This is a genomic window from Pantoea sp. SGAir0175, from assembly GCF_043547855.1.
The window spans coordinates 1,883,094-1,899,670 of the sequence record NZ_CP028081.1; the positions used below are offsets into that span (position 1 = coordinate 1,883,094).

Genomic DNA, 16,577 nt, shown 5'->3' on the forward strand with positions numbered 1-16,577 from the left:
TCAGTCTACGCGCAGGACACGGCTGGTGTTGGTGGTCCCGGTGGTCGCCATCACGTCGCCCTGGGTGACAATCACCAGGTCGCCAGAGACGAGGAACCCTTTGTCGCGCAGCAGATTAACCGCATCGTGCGCGGCGGCGACACCATCGTTGTTGCTGTCAAAAAACACCGGCGTCACGCCACGGTACAGCGCGGTCAGGTTCAGGGTACGTTCATGACGTGACATTGCGAAGATCGGCAGACCCGAAGTGATGCGCGACGTCATCAGTGCGGTACGGCCAGATTCGGTCATGGTAATGATGGCCGACACGCCCTGCAAATGGTTAGCGGCGTACATCGCCGACATGGCAATCGCTTCTTCGATATTGTCGAACTGCACGTCCAGGCGGTGTTTGGATACGTTCACGCTTGGAATTTTTTCCGCGCCAAGACACACCTTCGCCATCGCTGACACGGTTTCCGCCGGATACTGACCGGCCGCCGTTTCCGCCGACAGCATCACCGCATCGGTGCCGTCCAGCACGGCGTTTGCTACATCCATCACTTCCGCGCGGGTCGGCATCGGATTAGTGATCATCGACTCCATCATCTGGGTAGCAGTAATGATGGTGCGGTTCAGCTGACGCGCACGACGAATCAATGCTTTCTGAATGCCCACCAGCTCCGGATCGCCAATTTCCACGCCGAGATCGCCACGCGCCACCATCACCACGTCGGAGGCGAGGATGATGTCGTCCATCGCTTCCTGCGTTGCCACCGCTTCAGCACGCTCCACTTTCGCCACCAGTTTGGCGTCGCAGCCGGCATCGCGTGCCAGACGGCGCGCGTAGTTCATGTCTTCGCCGTTACGCGGGAAGGAGACCGCCAGATAGTCGACGCCAATTTTCGCCGCGGTAATGATATCCAGCTTATCTTTTTCGGTCAGCGCTTCAGCCGACAGGCCGCCGCCGAGCTTGTTGATGCCTTTATTGTTGGAGAGCGGGCCGCCGACAGTCACTTCGGTGAAGACTTTCACCCCCTGAACTTCCAGCACCTTCAGCTGCACACGGCCGTCGTCCAGCAGCAGGATATCGCCCGGCACCACATCTTCCGGCAGGCCTTTATAGTCGATACCGACTTTCTCTTTGTCGCCTTCGCCTTTGCTCAGGTTGGCATCCAGCAGAAAGCGGTCACCGACATTGAGGAAAACTTTGCCTTCTTTAAAGGTTGATACGCGAATTTTAGGGCCTTGCAGATCGCCAAGAATGGCGACGTGGCGACCGAGTTTGGCCGCAATCTGCCGCACTTTATCGGCGCGCAGTTGATGATCTTCCGGGGTGCCGTGGGAGAAATTGAGTCGCACAACGTTAGCGCCCGCCGCGATGATTTTTTCGAGGTTGTTGTCGCGATCGGTGGCGGGGCCGAGGGTTGTAACGATCTTGGTTCTTCTGAGACGTCTGGACATGAAGGACTCCGTTGACAAAGTATCGTGTCGATCACAAGTGACACGCAATGGTCACTCATTCTATATGATCGAGGGGCTGTGATTCGACTCACATTGTGAATGTGATGTTAATTATTTTGCTGTGCGCGTGATTCCGTCGCCGGCTTTTCGAGGCGCGACGCTTTCAGCGCCTCTTTTACCCGCTTCAGATTCTCACGGAAAGCCGTACCGCGCTCCAGGGTAAAACCGGTTGCCAGCACGTCAACCACGGTGAGCTGCGCCAGGCGGGAAACCATCGGCAGATAGATGTCGGTATCTTCCGGTACATCCAGCGTCAGCGCCAGCGTGGCTTCATCTGCCAGCGGCGATCCGGGCGAGGTGATAGCCAGCACGGTGGAAGCGTTTACACGCGCCAGGCGAGCCAGTTCTATCATATTTTTGGTGCGGCCAGTATGCGATATCAGAACAAACACGTCATTTGGTCCACTATTTATGCAACTCATGCGCTGGATCACAATATCCTCGGACCAGATGACCGGCAGATTAAAACGCAGAAACTTGTTGGTGGCATCATGCGCCACCACCGCTGAAGCACCGAGACCGAAGAAGGCAATTTTGTGCGCCTTCGACAGCGCCTGCACCGCCTGATCGATCACCTGCATATCCAGTTGCTGACGCACGCGGCTGAGTCCCGCCAGCGCGGAATCAAAAATCTTGTGACTGTAGCGTTCTACACTGTCATTTTCTTCGACATCGCGACTGACCCAGCTCTGTCCTTTGGCCAGACTCTGTGCCAGCTGCAGCTTGAAATCGGGAAAGCCGCGCGTGCCCATGCGGTGACAGAAGCGGTTCACCGTCGGTTCGCTGACCTGCGCCGCCTGTGCCAGCGTGGCAATGCTCGAGTGCATCGCCTGCTGCGGCGCGGCCAGAATCTGTTCTGCCACTTTGCGTTCTGATTTGCTCAGCGCGGCCAGCTGCGCCTGTATTTGATCCAGCATGTTGTTAACCCGATGACCATCAATCACTTTTTTGCGTTCACCCGTGCGTGAAATCGCTGCCAATTATGCGGAATATACCGTGTAATAGCCTGACGTACGCAGCGGCGGACAAATGTAACCGCGCTTTTTTTGTCATACTTTGATCGCTGCCGGGTTTTCGCCCGACAAACATCGAAACAGAAAAAGGCGCGTTAGCGCACTTCGCAACACGTTAAATGCGCCCCGGCGGTGCAGGATAATCACCTGTAACCGACCGCAGCCGGGTTGTCCTGGAGCGGTGAAAAAAGTACATTGTGCTGTAAGAAAATTACAATAAGGACCCGGCAGGATGAGGACGCTCAGGCCGGGTATATCCTGCAACGAGGAGAGGAAAATGGCGGTAACACAAACAGCCCAGGCATGCGATCTGGTGATTTTCGGTGCCAAAGGCGATCTTGCACGCCGGAAACTGTTGCCTTCACTGTATCAGCTGGAGAAAGCCGGTCAGATTCACGATACCACGCGCATTATTGGCGTGGGTCGCGCGGAGTGGGACAAAGAGGCCTACACCAAAGTGGTGCGTGAAGCGCTGGAAACCTTCATGAAGGAGAAGATTGACGAAGCGCTGTGGGACAAACTCAGCGGCCGTCTCGACTTCTGCAACCTCGACGTTAACGACACCTCGCACTTCTCGAAACTGGGCAAGATGCTGGATCAGAAAAACCGCGTCACCATCAATTACTTTGCCATGCCGCCGAGCACCTTTGGCGCCATCTGTGAAGGCCTGGGCGCCGCTAAACTCAACGCCAAACCGGCGCGCGTGGTGATGGAGAAGCCGCTTGGCACCTCGCTGGAGACCTCGCAGGAGATTAACGACAGCGTCGGTAAATTCTTTGATGAAAGCCAGGTGTTCCGTATCGACCATTATCTTGGTAAAGAGACGGTGCTCAACCTGCTGGCGCTGCGTTTTGCCAACTCGATTTTCGTCAATAACTGGGACAACCGCACCATCGACCACGTGCAGATCACCGTGGCGGAAGAGGTAGGTATCGAAGGCCGCTGGGGTTACTTCGACAAAGCCGGCCAGATGCGTGACATGATCCAGAACCACCTGCTGCAGATCCTGACCATGATCGCCATGTCGCCGCCGTCCGATCTCAGTGCTGACGCGATTCGTGATGAGAAGGTGAAAGTGCTGCGCTCGCTGCGCCGCATCGACCAGACCAACGTGCGCGAGAAAACCGTACGCGGTCAGTACACTGCCGGTTTTGTGCAGGGCAAAAAAGTGCCGGGCTACCTGGAAGAAGAGGGCGCCAACAAGCAGAGCAGCACCGAAACCTTCGTCGCCATCCGCGTGGATATCGATAACTGGCGCTGGGCGGGCGTGCCTTTCTACCTGCGCACCGGTAAGCGTCTGCCGACCAAGTGCTCAGAAGTGGTGGTGTACTTCAAAAACCCGGAAATGAACCTGTTTAAGGACTCTTACGCCGAACTGCCGCAGAACAAGCTGACGATTCGTCTGCAGCCGGACGAGGGCGTGGATATTGAAATCCTCAACAAGGTGCCGGGTCTTGATCACAAGCACAAGCTGCAGACCACCAAGCTGGATCTGAGCTACTCCGAAACCTTCAATCAGTCGCATCTGGCGGATGCCTATGAGCGTCTGCTGCTGGAAACCATGCGCGGCATTCAGGCACTGTTTGTGCGCCGCGATGAGGTCGAAGCGGCGTGGACTTATGTCGATTCGATTATTGAAGCGTGGAATGCGGATGGCGACGCCTCCAAACCGTATCAGGCCGGCACATGGGGCCCGGTCGCCTCGGTGGCGATGATCACCCGCGACGGCCGTTCGTGGAACGAGTTTGAATAACCGCTCCTGCATCGCTGACTGAGAAGTTTATATTTACGCCCCTGCGCTGTTCGCCAGGGGCGTTTTGTTTTCAGTCAGCAGGGTTTATCCTGGTCGCCATTAATGGCGACTCTGCAGACCGATGCGAAATGATGCGCACCAGGCAATCATTCAAAAATGAACCGCGGTTTCAAAAATTGATGATATCCAATAGACGTCCGTCCGGCCGATCTTGTATGGTAGGGCTCTCTTTCTGACAGCCGGACCGCGCGTTGGGCTGTCTCTCCTGAGGAAACGTAATGAAGAACTGGAAAACGAGTGCGGAACAGATTCTGACTACCGGCCCGGTTGTGCCGGTGATTGTCGTCAACAAGCTGGAACATGCGGTGCCGATGGCCAAAGCGCTGGTCGCAGGTGGCGTACGCGTGCTGGAAGTGACGCTGCGCACGCCGGTGGCGATGGATGCGCTGCGGGCAATGATCAAAGAAGTCCCGGAAGCGATTGTGGGTGCCGGCACGGTGATCAATACCCAGCAGCTGAAAGAAGTGACCGACGCCGGTGCGCAGTTTGTCATTAGCCCGGGGCTCACTGAGCCACTGCTCAAGGCGGCGGTGGAAGGCCCGGTGCCGCTGATTCCAGGCATCAGCACCGTGTCGGAACTGATGGTCGGCATGGATTATGGTTTGCGCGAGTTCAAGTTCTTCCCGGCAGAGGCTAACGGTGGCGTCAAAGCGCTGGCGGCGATTGGTGGTCCATTCCCGCAGGTGCGTTTCTGCCCGACCGGCGGTATTTCCCCGGCCAACTATCATGACTATCTGGCGCTGAAAAGCGTGCTGTGTATTGGCGGTTCGTGGCTGGTGCCAAACGATGCGCTGGAGAGCGGCGACTGGGATCGCATCACGCAGCTGGCGCGTGAGGCTGTGGCAGGTGCGGCTTCACCCCGCTGATCGCGAATAGCGCTGCCGCGCAACTGCTACGCGGCAGCGGTCAATTTTTGCGGGTGGTGATGGCGCTGCGTCACCACCCGGTCAATCAGCCCTGAACCTGCACGGCTGCGGCGCTGGCAATGGCGCGGGCCACGGCATCATCGGTGCTGTCACCGGTCGCCAGCGCGACACCCAGACGGCGCTGCCCCGCAATTTCCGGCTTACCAAACAGGCGCAGCTGCAGACCCGCACCGAGTGCGGCTTCCACATTCACAAACTGCACGTTGTGGCTATCGAGCTGTGGCAGGATCACCGCCGAAGCAGCCGGTCCATACTGGCGAATGCCGCCAATCGGCAGGCCGAGGAAGGCGCGCACGTGCAGCGCGAACTCAGAGAGATCCTGCGAAATCAGCGTCACCATACCGGTATCGTGCGGACGTGGAGAGACTTCGCTAAACACCACCTCGTCGCCGCACACAAACAGCTCCACGCCAAACAGGCCGTAACCGCCGAGCGCTTTCACCACGTTAGCGGCGATATCCTGCGCGCGCTGCAGGGCCAGTTCGCTCATCTGCTGCGGCTGCCAGGATTCCCGGTAATCGCCATCTTCCTGACGATGGCCAATTGGCGCGCAGAAATGGATGCCGTCCACCGCGCTGATGGTCAGCAGGGTGATTTCAAAATCGAACTTCACGACGCCCTCGACAATCACCCGGCCCGCGCCCGCGCGTCCACCTTGCTGCGCATAATCCCAGGCGTGATCCAGCTGGCTGGCTTCGCGAATGAAGCTCTGGCCTTTACCGGAGGAGCTCATTACCGGTTTCACGATGCAGGGAAAACCGATCTCGTGCGCGGCCGCGACGAAACGCGCTTTGCTATCCGCAAACTGATAGGTTGAAGTCGGTAACGCCAGCTCTTCAGCCGCCAGACGGCGAATGCCTTCGCGGTTCATGGTCAGACGTGCAGCACGGGCCGTCGGCACCACTTTTTGCCCCTGCGCTTCCAGCTCCAGCAGTTTTTCGGTGGCGATGGCTTCGATTTCCGGCACCACAAAGTGGGGCTGCTCCTGCGCAATCAGCGCCGCCAGTGCGTCACCGTCCAGCATGTTAATGACGTGGCTGCGATGCGCAACGTGCATCGCCGGGGCATCGGCATAGCGATCGACAGCGATCACTTCCACCCCGAGACGCTGACACTCCAGCGCTACCTCTTTGCCTAATTCACCTGAACCTAACAGCATGACACGCGTTGCGGCAGGACGCAGCGCGGTTCCGAGAGTCGTCATAATTTCACCTTAGCAGTCAAAATGCGCGCGCAGTATAAACGAAAACGTTTGCGTACTCACGCATTGTGCACGTCCGGCTTTGCCATACTTTGCCGGCTCTGACGTTAACTGACACAGCGTGCGGCAGCATAGTGAGCGGAAACTTAAACAGGAGTTAAACGATGAGTAACTGGCTGCAGCAAATTCAATCGGTTCTGGCAAAGAAGGGCGGTGACGGCAAATCAGGCGGCCTGAGCGATATGCTGGCACCCGGCGCGCTGGGTGGCCTGGCGGGTTTACTGATTGCCAGCAAATCGTCGCGCAAGCTGTTAACCAAATACGGCGGCACCGCGCTGCTGGTCGGCGGCGGGGCGGCGGCAGGCGCGGTGCTGTGGAATAAATACAAGCAGCGCGTGCGTGAAACCCATCAGGATGAGCCTGCGTTTGGCCAGCTGCAGACGCCGCTCGACCAGCGCGCGGAGCGACTGGTAACTGCGCTGGTGTTTGCTGCGAAAAGCGACGGGCACATTGACGATCGCGAGCGCACGGCCATCGAGCAGAATATCCATCAGGCCGGTTACGGGGCGCAGGCGGAAGCGCTGATTCAGCAGGCAATGAACCGTCCGCTCGATCCGCAGTGGCTGGCCGCCGACGTGAAAAATGAAGAGGAAGCGCTGGAACTCTATTTCCTTAGCTGTGCGGCGATCGATGTCGATCATTTCATGGAACGCAGTTACCTCTCTGCGCTCGGCGATGCGCTAAAAATTCCGCAGGACGTGCGCGACGGTATTCAGCGCGACATCGCGGCGGAAAAAGCGGCCTGAGTCACGCCGGAGGCGGTTGCGGCGGCCTCCGGTTACACTTCGCGTGCGTTTCCGGCTTGGCTTCCTCTGCCAGAAGTGCCACGCTTGCAGGATGTCGTCTTTCAGGGAGAAACTCTGTAATGAATCAGCCGCAAGCGAAAAAAATCCCCCACCACATGACGTTACACGGCGAAACGCGCACCGATAACTATTTCTGGCTGCGTGATGATGACCGGCAAAACCCCGAGGTACTGGCTTATCTGGAGGCGGAAAACCGCTACGGTAAAGCGATGATGGCCTCGCAGGATGCGCTGCAGGATCGGGTACTGAAAGAGATCATCGATCGGCTACCGGCGCAGGACCACTCGGTACCGTACGTTAAACGCGGCTATCGCTACCAGAGCCGTTACGAAGCCGGCAATGAGTACGCGGCCTATTTCCGCCAGCCGGTGGATGCGCCCGCCGACCAGCCGTGGCAACTGCTGCTGGATGGCAACCAGCGCGCCGCGCACAGTGACTTTTACACCATGGGCACGCTGGATATCAGCCCGGATAACCAGGTGATGGCGCTGGCGGAAGATTTTTTATCGCGCCGCCAGTACGGCATCCGCTTTCGTAACCTCAACAGCGGCAGCTGGTATCCGGAGGTGCTGCGCGACGCGTCCTCCAGCGTGGCGTGGGCCAACGACTCACGCACCCTCTACTACGTACGCAAGCATTCGAAAACGCTGCTGGCTTATCAGGTGTGGCGTCACGAACTGGGGCATCCGCAGTCGGAAGATCAGCTGGTGTATGAAGAGCAGGATGAGTCTTTCCACCTCAGCGTGCATAAAACCACCTCGGAACACTTCATCCTGATCGCGCTGTTCAGCACAACTACCAGTGAAATTCTGCTGATTGACGCGGAATATCCGGACGCACAGCCGCAGGTGTTTTGTCCGCGGCGGCGCGATCATGAATACAGCATCGATCACTACGATCACCAATTCTTCATTCGCTCCAACCGCGACGGCAAAAATTTCGGCCTGTACCGCAGCGCGTGGCTGGCTGAAGATCGCTGGCAAACCCTGATTCCGCCGCGCGACCACGTGGTGATGGAAGATTTCCAGCTGTTTCGTAACTGGCTGGTAGTCGAAGAGCGCCAGCGCGGGGTAAATACCCTGCGCCAGATTAACTGGGCCAGCGGTGAGAGCTACGGTATTGCCTTTGACGATCCGGCCTATGTCACCTGGCTGGCCTACAACCCCACGCCGGAAAGTGACACGCTGCGCTACGGCTACTCGTCGATGACGACGCCGACCACGCTGTTCGAACTGAACATGGAGACCGGCGAGCGGCGCATTCTCAAGCAAACCCCGGTGCCGGGTTTTGACTCTGCCGACTACAAAAGTGAACACCTGTGGATCACGGTGCGCGACGGCACGGAAGTGCCGGTCTCACTGGTTTATCACCGCAAACACTTTCAGCGCGGCGCCAATCCGCTGCTGGCGTACGGCTACGGCGCCTATGGCAGCAGCATGGAGGCCAGTTTTGGCACCAGCCGCATCAGTTTGCTGGAGCGCGGTTTCATCTACGCGATTATCCACGTGCGCGGCGGCGGCGAGCTGGGCCAGCAGTGGTATGACGATGGCCGGCTGCAACATAAAATGAACAGCTTCACCGACTTCATTGATGTGACTGAAGCGCTGGTGGCGAAAGGCTACGGCAACCCGCAGCAGCTGTACGCCATGGGCGGCAGTGCCGGAGGCTTACTGATGGGCGGCGTGCTGAATATGGCACCGCAGCTGTTTCACGGCGTGATCGCTCAGGTGCCGTTTGTCGATGTGGTCACGACCATGCTCGATCCGTCGATTCCGCTGACCACCGGTGAATATGATGAGTGGGGCAATCCGGAGCAGGCGGAATTCTATCGCTACATCCGCCAGTACAGCCCGTATGACAACGTGACGGCGCAGGCGTATCCGCACCTGCTGGTGACCACCGGGCTGCACGATTCGCAGGTACAGTACTGGGAACCGGCGAAGTGGGTGGCAAAGCTGCGTGAGCTGCGCACCAACGATGCGCTGCTGTTACTCTGCACCGATATGGATTCCGGCCACGGCGGCAAATCAGGACGTTATAAATCCTATGAAGGCGTGGCGCAGGAGTTCACTTTCCTGATCGCCCTGGCGCAGGGCACGCTGCCGCCGCGCAGCGATTACTGAGTGTCCTTAACGTATTTGCGCAGCGTCTGCCGCAGCGGCGCGCGCAAATCACGTACGTTTTCCAGTACCCAGCGCAGATAGCCCGGATCTTTACGCGCGATGCTGCCGATGCTCTGACCACGATACTTACCAAACGGGAACACCTCGTCGCTGACCGGCGCCGGCTGGCAGCGACTCACCATCTCGCTGGCGCTCCAGCCGGAGGTTTCCATAATGCGGATCAGCAGCGCGGCGGTGACGTAGCAATCGTACAGCGCGCGGTGCGCGTGCAGATCATCCGGCGGCGACACCTCGAGTTTGAGGCTGTGACGCAGCGCCTGATTACCGTATTTAATGCCCGGCCACAGCTGGCGAGCCAGCGTCATGGTGCAGATCCATTCGCCCGGCATCGTCGGCAGCATGCGCCGGTCAAAGCTGGCGTTATGCGCCACATAGTGCGGGCTACCGTGATAGCGGCCAATCGCCTCTTCGATGGTCGGCTTGCCCACCACCATGGCTTCAGTGATGCGGTGCACCGCCATCGCCTGACGACTGATGGGCCGATCCGGGCAGATCAGATCGCTCATCGGATTGACGATCTGGCCGTCAATGACATCCACTGACGCCACTTCCACCACGCCGCCCTGCAGGCCACAGGTTTCCGTATCGATTACGCGTAACATAAATTATTTCTGCTTAGGTTCGTAGGGCAGGCGGGAGAGGCTAAGCGATGCCTGGCGATAGGTCATCAGGCGCTGACGGAACCAGTCGCGCAGCGCTTCCGGCTGCTCGCGCTCCACCATCTCGGCGATCACCGGCATGTTGTAGCGCTCTTTAAACGCCACGCCAGCGGCGGCGAGATCGACGTTTACTTTGTCTTTCTCTTCCTGCGACAGCAGGGCAAGGTTTTGGCTCATGCTTTTCTCCTGATAAACAGGGGCAAAAATAATGGTTTCGCCCTGCTGGATCAAGGGAATTGGATCGCACCGCAAGTCTCGACAGCCTAAAAGCAGCGGCGTATCCTGCTGCCACATTTGCGGCGCAGTGCCGCAGTTAAAAGGGAAGACGTGATGATGAAAACTGCATCCAGGCGCGTTATCGCGCTACTGCTGGCGGGCGCGACGCTGGGCTTCAGCCAGCTGGCTCTGGCACATGCCCACCTCAAAGCCCCGGTGCCGGCGGATAACGCCATGGTGGAGCGCGCGCCGCAGCAACTCACCCTGACATTCACCGAAGATATTGAACCGGCATTCAGCGGCGTGGAAATGACCAACGCGCAGCAGCAGCCGGTGGCGCTGGAGAAAGCCCAGCTGAATCCGCAGCAGCACGATCAGCTGATTGTGCCGATCGCCCAGCCGCTGGCGTCGGGCCAGTATCAGGTCAACTGGCACGTGCTGTCAGTGGACGGCCACAAAACCAAAGGTAGCTACAGCTTCAGCGTGAAGTAATGAGTCTTAGCGCGTTCTGGATCGGCCTGCGGGCGCTGCATTTTCTGGCGCTGTTTCTGCTGACCGGCAGTGCATTTTATACCGCGCTGCTGGCGCCGGCGCGCTACCGACCGGTGCTGGCACAGCGCTGGCGGCGGCTGATGGGATACAGCGCCGTGCTGAGTTTACTCAGTGCGCTGTTGATGCTGGCGGCGCAGACCGGGCTGATGAGCGGCGACTGGCGCAGTATCGCCAGCATCGACGTTTGGCTGGCGGTGCTGGGTACGCGCTTCGGCGCGGTTTGGCGCTGGGTTATCCTGTTTGCCCTGCTCAGCACGCTGGCGCTGCGCCTGCGTGGTAATCTGCGCCAGCAGGCGTTACTGGCGACTGCGCTGTTGCAGCTGGTGGCACTGGCGGGTGTCGGCCATGCGGCGATGCGCGACGGCATGCCGGGACTGCTGCAGCAGGGGAATCATGCGCTGCACCTGATCGCGGCCGCCTACTGGGCCGGTGGCCTGCTGCCGCTGCTGCTATTAATGCGCGAGGCGCGTAACATCGCCTGGCGCACCGATGCCATTCGCAGCATGATGCGCTTTTCACGCTATGGTCATCTGGCCGTGGCGCTGGCGATTGTTACCGGCACGGTCAACAGCCTGCTAATTGCCGGTACGCCGCTCAACTGGACCGCCACGCTGTGGAGCGAGCTGCTGGTGAGCAAAGCGTTGCTGGTGGCACTGATGGTGCTGATTGCGCTGCTTAATCGCTATCTGCTGGTGCCGCGTTTTCGCCTGGCCGCCAGCCGGGCACCGAAACTTTTTACCCGTCTGACGCAGCTCGAGCTGCTGCTGGCGTTGATTGTTATCGGGCTGGTGAGCGTGTTTGCCACGCTGTCGCCGGCCTGAATCTGTTAAAAGATGAGATGAGGTCGAGATTTTGCTGAAGAAACTGATTCCAGCTGGGTTACTGATGGCGTTGTGCAGCCGGGCGTTCGCCGGGCAGATTATCACCGTCAGCCGTTTTGAAATGGGCAAAGATAAGTGGCCGTTCACCCGCGAAGAGGTGATGCTGACCTGCGAGAAAGATGGCGCGCTGTTTGCCATTAACCCCAGCACGCTGCTGCAGTATCCGCTCAATGATAAAGCGCTGGCGCGCGGCAATGCCGGGCAGGGCACATTGCAATCCATCGATACAATCCTTGCCGCCGATAAAGCGCATCCCGGACAAAAGATGAGCCTGCAGCCGATCGTCGATCGCGCCCAGCAGCTGTGCGGTAAATAATCCCTGCATTATCAGGCGTAGCGCACATTTTTGCCGCTGCGCCTGCCAGCCGTTAGTGCCAGCCCGATCACAGAGTTGGCAGCTTTTGCCGGCGGCGAAGCCCGCTGGCTGGAAAATCACCGATGCTGGTCTACCTTTAAAAGGCAAGGCGTCCTCGCCTGCAAAAATGCCAACTTTTAGCGCACGGCTCTCAACGAGCCATTTCCCTGGACCCGATACAGGAATCGTATTGGGTCTTTTTTTGGTTGGCATTTAAGAACAACATCTTAGATTAGAATCAAAGAGTTAAACGCCACTCTGTTGCCTTTTGTTCTACTGTGCTGGACTCTGTGCCGCCACTTTGTCGCCATTTTTCTTCGTCATCAATGCCAGCGGATTGCAGCGAATTGCATCTTCAAGATGGTCGGGCGCGAAGTGCGCATAACGCATAGTCACCCTGATGTCGGAATGCCCGAGAATACGCTGCAGCACGATGATATTTCCCCCGGCCATCATAAAGTGGCTGGCAAAGCTATGGCGAAGTACATGGCTCATCTGGCCTTCTGGTAATACAATGCCGGCCAGGCGAATGACCCGATAAAACTGGCGATAGCACTCTCCAAAAAAACGGCCTTCTTTGTCTTTTAATTCGTTATAGAGGGCATTGTCGATGGGTACCGAGCGGTTCTTTTTGCCTTTGGTATTAATGAACGTGATTTTGTTTGGAGACAATTGTGAGGCTTTAAGATTCGCTGCTTCACTCCAGCGGCACCCGGTTGAAAGGCAAATTTTGATAATCAGCGTCAGATCAGGGTTATCGTGAACTTTGCAGGCGGCAAAAAGCTTTTGTATCTGGGTTTCAGTCAACCATGCCATTTCTTTCTCTGGCTGATCAAACTCCCGTATATTTTTAAGTGGGTTGGGGTAGCTGATTTCGCCAAGCCGTTCCAGCTCATTAAAAAGAGCGCGAAGGAATGCATGTTCACAGTTAATGGTACCCGGTGAGACCTTTAACGATTTATCACTGGTTTTGTATCCATTCTGTATGAGGCTCTGTAAACGCCTGTCCCGATAATGTGCCCAATCCTTTGAAGTGATAGAAGCAGCAACGGGATTACCCATGCCATTACAAATAATATTGAGTTTACCAAGTCGGCCCTTTCTATCACTTAGCGAGCACCCGTGCAGCTTGTACCATAGCTCGATAAGTTCGCTCAGCTTGCGGTTATCTTCTTTGTCGGCAAGCCAGGGTTTAGCCTTAATTTCGTCTTGAGTGTATTGCTCAAAGGCAATAGCTTCAGCTCGCGTCTTGAATTGTTGTCTTACCCGTTTACCATCCCTCCCGTTGAGATAGCACTCGCAGAGCCATTTACCCGTGCTGAGCTTCCTAATCGCCATAATATTTCTCCATCAAATAACAGTAAGATGCTGTATATAAAAACAGTATTTAATGTTTGTTTTTTTGAATTCCAACACTAAGTTTTATGTGATTTTTGCCGATTATGATAAATATATCGGCGGCGTATTTTCACTAGTTACGCTTTAAGTATTATTTTTTATTTTAAGGATAATTACTGTGTCAACTTTTAGAAATCCTCTTGTACACTTTAGCTTAGTGATAATTTTTTTTACATTTGCACACTGGTTTTTTTGGAAAGTTAATCCTGATTCTTTTGTTAAAAATGATTACTTAAATTCCACTCCTATCGAAAACGCCTCAAGGATCGCTTATGGTTTGAATCCAGAAATAAATGACGGGCGATATTTTTCTCAGTCAGACCTTTATGCTAGAAGCAATCAATTAGTCTCTGAACACAATGAGATTGTTTTAAATGGCCTTAAGTTAAATAATGATCTAAATAAGACTTACTCAGAAGAAGGGGTTTTAATTAAGCGAAATGAAGCTATATTAGATGTTAATTATAATCAATATGTTAACGATTCTGTTAAAGATTTGAAAGCTGAGTTAGTGGCTTTATTAACTACTAAGACAGAAAATAGCGCAGATAATGTCGCTGTTGCAGAGTTAAAATTGAATATTGCCAAAAAAATAAAAGAAGCAAATGATTATGCGTTTGAACATAGGGCTGAATTCAATGACAAGAAAACGTGGAGTGAAATTCAAGATAAAAACTTACAGAAAGATAGGATTAGGAAAGAAATAGATGAGAATGAAAAGAGAAGGCTTGAACTGCAAAAAAAAGCAGAATCTTTTTTGATTAATAGAGATAGGCCTGGAATGACTATGTTGGATTTTTTTTATTACAGCGTCGGTATTTCAACTACTACTACTTTTGGGGATATCATGGCAAGTTCCCCGGGTGCCAGAGGGATGGTAACTTTTCAGTTGCTGGTTTCAATTTTTATCTTAGCATTCGCGACAAGCAAAGTGGTTACTAAACTACAAAAAAATGATTAGCAAAGTAGGTAAATTTACATGATGCTATGAATAACGCCCGCGTAAGCGGGCTAGATCAGTGGAGTAAGGACGGTTGCTGCTGGCTAGTATACATCGGCACCTTATTGATTTGCCCAGGCGATACAATCATTCCTGTCACGGTCTCTTGTGTTTTGAATGTGCAGCTGCAATTAATATTCTGGCACTGGTGATAACGTTCTTTTGTTTCTTTTGAAACATAGCGGCTGCTTTTTGCGTGGGCTGCTGTCTGGCATAAAGGGCAGTGCATCATCATCGATATCCTCAAAAGGGCAGGGGAGAGCCACTTAGTTTGAATATGCAAATTGTGTTTTGCAAATTACACCCGAATTAAGCAGTTTCCGTTTCACCCTCTGTTTCTGACTGATATTCAATACCTGAAAGCAGCACTTCAAACTCAAGCGTGGTCGTGTATCCGCTGCCGCTAAGGCTATGTGTGACCTTGCTGATAATCCACGGCTGCGCATCGATCACTGATTTAAAGCCGCTCACCCTGACCGGTGTTTCCGGGTACAGGTCGGCGCGCCCCATTGCAAGCGTGAGCGAGAACTCAGCGACGCCGCGCTGCAGCTTATCCCACTTTGCTTTTGCAGCCCGCATCGCTGCTGCTTTCGATGCATACACGGTCGTCAGGGTAAAGATGTTGTTTTCTGTACCCGCCAGATAATCACCCTCTTTGGCCTCCGGTGTTTTGGTCGCGGTCGTCTTTTTCTTTTTAGCCGCCGGGTGCTCCAGCGCGCGCAGATGCTTTTCTTTCGGCTTGCGCTTTACCTTAACTTTCTTAGGCTTAGGGTCTTTAGTATGCAGCCAGCTTGCCGAGACGCCAGTGTATGCGCCACGGTCGGCAATGCTGAAGCTGTGCCGGTCACCATCCTGCCGCGTGATCGTCATCTGCGGGATTGGCTTTCCGCTGGCGGTGACGCCGTTACCGGGCTTTATAAACAGAAGCCGCCCGGCCTTCACTGCCGCAACCGCACCATAAAGCGTGGCGAGTCGCGTCAGGAATTTAGCGTCTGTTTCCTGCGTCTGGTCAATGTGGGCCACGGCAATTCCGGCGAACCCATCAGCCAGCATGGGCTTTAAGTTATTGCGAGCGGCTATCTGCGTGACGACTTCCCCCAGGGTAGTGTCGTGATAGGACACCTCCCGGCGGGAATTGAGCGAGCCACGGAAATCAGCACTGCGGGCGCGGATTGTCATGGTGTCCGGCGCACCGTGGTGCTCAACCTCATCAACGGTGAAATTGCCTTTCCCGAAAAGCGTCTGTCCTTTCCAACCGAGAAACAGCGTTATCACTGCGCCGCGTACCGGCATCGCCAGCTGCCCGTCGGCGTCGTCCAGCTCAATATCCAGCTGGTCAGCTTCAAAGCCGCGGTTATCGGTCAGCGTCATCGAGATAAGGCGATCCCGGATGTTGGTTGTGACGTCATTAGAATTAACCTTCAGCATGAAATCCGGCGTCAGCTGCGCCCCGGCCTGCACCGGCAGGCTGCTTATCCCGATCATCCGAGCAGTCCCCTGCAGTTGAAATCAGGCTACCGGCCGCCGACTTCACGCCGTCGATTGCTGACGTAAATTGACCTAGCAGACTGGCGGAGCCGCTGATAAGCCCGTCAGCCTGCTTTTTCAAATCGCCAAACATGGAGGTGAGCGACTCATCAACGCGTTCCAGGCTCAGCGTAAACATGATTTTGCTGGCCGTGCCGTTGGGGTATAACTCACTGAAAGTTTTAGAAATACTCTCGATCACGTACATGCCATAAATCATGCCGCTGCCGCCAATCAGCGGCCATGCCATGCCCTCGTCGGCCATCAGGCGGATTGTCATCAGCGACATCGAGCCGCCCGTGATTTCCGGGCGCAGCTCCCCGGATAGCGTGATTTTTTCATCGCCCGGCCCGATAAACTGCGCCGACGGGCGCTGCCCGAACCGGCTGTTAGTGGGCCAGCGGTAATCAATATTCTGCTGCATATCCCCGTAAGGCAGGGTCTGCCGCATAAATGGCATCATGCCGTAAATCATCATCATCGG

16 protein-coding genes and 1 pseudogene are annotated in these 16,577 nt (G+C 55.7%); 8 read left to right on the forward strand and 9 right to left on the reverse strand.

Annotated elements, in window-relative coordinates:
* Together pyk and C1N56_RS08640 are read right to left on the reverse strand one after the other, a co-directional pair.
* A complete protein-coding gene (gene pyk / locus C1N56_RS08635) occupies positions 1-1,443 on the reverse strand; it encodes a pyruvate kinase (RefSeq protein WP_021509977.1) in 1,443 nt (480 codons plus the stop codon).
* A 107-nt stretch (positions 1,444-1,550) separates the two neighbouring features.
* A complete protein-coding gene (locus C1N56_RS08640; RefSeq protein ID WP_394517393.1) occupies positions 1,551-2,420 on the reverse strand; it encodes a MurR/RpiR family transcriptional regulator in 870 nt (289 codons plus the stop codon).
* Between the two features lie 373 nt (positions 2,421-2,793).
* Between C1N56_RS08640 and zwf the strand changes: the two genes are divergently transcribed.
* Together zwf and C1N56_RS08650 are read left to right on the forward strand one after the other, a co-directional pair.
* Positions 2,794-4,269: a glucose-6-phosphate dehydrogenase gene (gene zwf / locus C1N56_RS08645; RefSeq protein WP_021509979.1), complete on the forward strand. Its 1,476-nt coding sequence runs from the start codon at positions 2,794-2,796 to the stop codon at positions 4,267-4,269.
* Between the two features lie 278 nt (positions 4,270-4,547).
* On the forward strand, positions 4,548-5,195 hold the full coding sequence (locus tag C1N56_RS08650; protein ID WP_058771226.1) for a bifunctional 4-hydroxy-2-oxoglutarate aldolase/2-dehydro-3-deoxy-phosphogluconate aldolase: 648 nt from the start codon (positions 4,548-4,550) through the stop codon (positions 5,193-5,195).
* Positions 5,196-5,280: 85 nt separating this feature from the next.
* On the opposite strand, the gene purT is transcribed toward C1N56_RS08650, so the two are convergent.
* On the reverse strand, positions 5,281-6,459 hold the full coding sequence (purT, locus tag C1N56_RS08655; RefSeq protein ID WP_031280195.1) for a formate-dependent phosphoribosylglycinamide formyltransferase: 1,179 nt from the start codon (positions 6,457-6,459) through the stop codon (positions 5,281-5,283).
* A gap of 161 nt (positions 6,460-6,620) precedes the next feature.
* On the opposite strand from purT, the gene C1N56_RS08660 reads away from it, so the two are divergent.
* Complete coding sequence (locus C1N56_RS08660; RefSeq protein ID WP_088518143.1) at positions 6,621-7,262, forward strand: tellurite resistance TerB family protein; 642 nt, start codon at positions 6,621-6,623, stop codon at positions 7,260-7,262.
* Between the two features lie 119 nt (positions 7,263-7,381).
* The gene (locus C1N56_RS08665) at positions 7,382-9,445 is read left to right on the forward strand and encodes a prolyl oligopeptidase family serine peptidase (RefSeq protein WP_394517394.1); all 2,064 of its coding nucleotides are present in this window, start codon (positions 7,382-7,384) and stop codon (positions 9,443-9,445) included.
* Here the strand turns inward: C1N56_RS08665 and exoX are convergent.
* On the reverse strand, positions 9,439-10,107 hold the full coding sequence (gene exoX / locus C1N56_RS08670) for an exodeoxyribonuclease X (protein ID WP_021509985.1): 669 nt from the start codon (positions 10,105-10,107) through the stop codon (positions 9,439-9,441). The genes C1N56_RS08665 and exoX overlap by 7 nt on opposite strands.
* Before the next feature lie 3 nt (positions 10,108-10,110).
* Positions 10,111-10,341 carry a DNA polymerase III subunit theta gene (locus C1N56_RS08675; RefSeq protein WP_132462384.1) on the reverse strand — a complete coding sequence of 77 codons (231 nt, stop codon included), beginning with the start codon at positions 10,339-10,341 and terminating at the stop codon, positions 10,111-10,113.
* A 153-nt stretch (positions 10,342-10,494) separates the two neighbouring features.
* On the opposite strand from C1N56_RS08675, the gene copC reads away from it, so the two are divergent.
* From copC to C1N56_RS08690, 3 genes are read left to right on the forward strand one after another with little or no spacing between them, the layout of a single operon-like run.
* Entirely contained in the window at positions 10,495-10,872 is a 378-nt protein-coding gene (gene copC / locus C1N56_RS08680; RefSeq protein WP_262257869.1) for a copper homeostasis periplasmic binding protein CopC, read from the forward strand.
* Entirely contained in the window at positions 10,872-11,753 is an 882-nt protein-coding gene (gene copD, locus C1N56_RS08685) for a copper homeostasis membrane protein CopD (protein WP_394517395.1), read from the forward strand. Before copC ends, copD begins: the two co-directional genes overlap by 1 nt.
* A 28-nt stretch (positions 11,754-11,781) precedes the next feature.
* Complete coding sequence (locus tag C1N56_RS08690; RefSeq protein WP_394517461.1) at positions 11,782-12,129, forward strand: YebY family protein; 348 nt, start codon at positions 11,782-11,784, stop codon at positions 12,127-12,129.
* Between the two features lie 312 nt (positions 12,130-12,441).
* On the opposite strand, the gene C1N56_RS08695 is transcribed toward C1N56_RS08690, so the two are convergent.
* Positions 12,442-13,506, reverse strand: a complete 1,065-nt coding sequence (locus C1N56_RS08695; protein ID WP_394517396.1) for a phage integrase — start codon at positions 13,504-13,506, stop codon at positions 12,442-12,444.
* A 178-nt stretch (positions 13,507-13,684) separates the two neighbouring features.
* Between C1N56_RS08695 and C1N56_RS08700 the strand changes: the two genes are divergently transcribed.
* The gene (locus C1N56_RS08700; protein WP_394517397.1) at positions 13,685-14,527 is read left to right on the forward strand and encodes a potassium channel family protein; all 843 of its coding nucleotides are present in this window, start codon (positions 13,685-13,687) and stop codon (positions 14,525-14,527) included.
* Positions 14,528-14,582: 55 nt separating this feature from the next.
* Here the strand turns inward: C1N56_RS08700 and C1N56_RS08705 are convergent, their stop codons facing one another.
* The 3 genes and pseudogenes from C1N56_RS08705 to C1N56_RS08715 form a co-directional block, all read right to left on the reverse strand.
* Entirely contained in the window at positions 14,583-14,798 is a 216-nt protein-coding gene (locus tag C1N56_RS08705) for an ogr/Delta-like zinc finger family protein (RefSeq protein ID WP_394517462.1), read from the reverse strand.
* Positions 14,799-14,875: 77 nt separating this feature from the next.
* Positions 14,876-16,051, reverse strand: coding sequence for a phage late control D family protein (locus C1N56_RS08710; RefSeq protein ID WP_394517398.1), 1,176 nt, complete (start codon positions 16,049-16,051; stop codon positions 14,876-14,878).
* Positions 16,052-16,070: 19 nt separating this feature from the next.
* Positions 16,071-16,574, reverse strand: a pseudogene (locus C1N56_RS08715) (phage tail protein); the annotation flags it as partial.
* Positions 16,575-16,577: the final 3 nt, after the last annotated feature.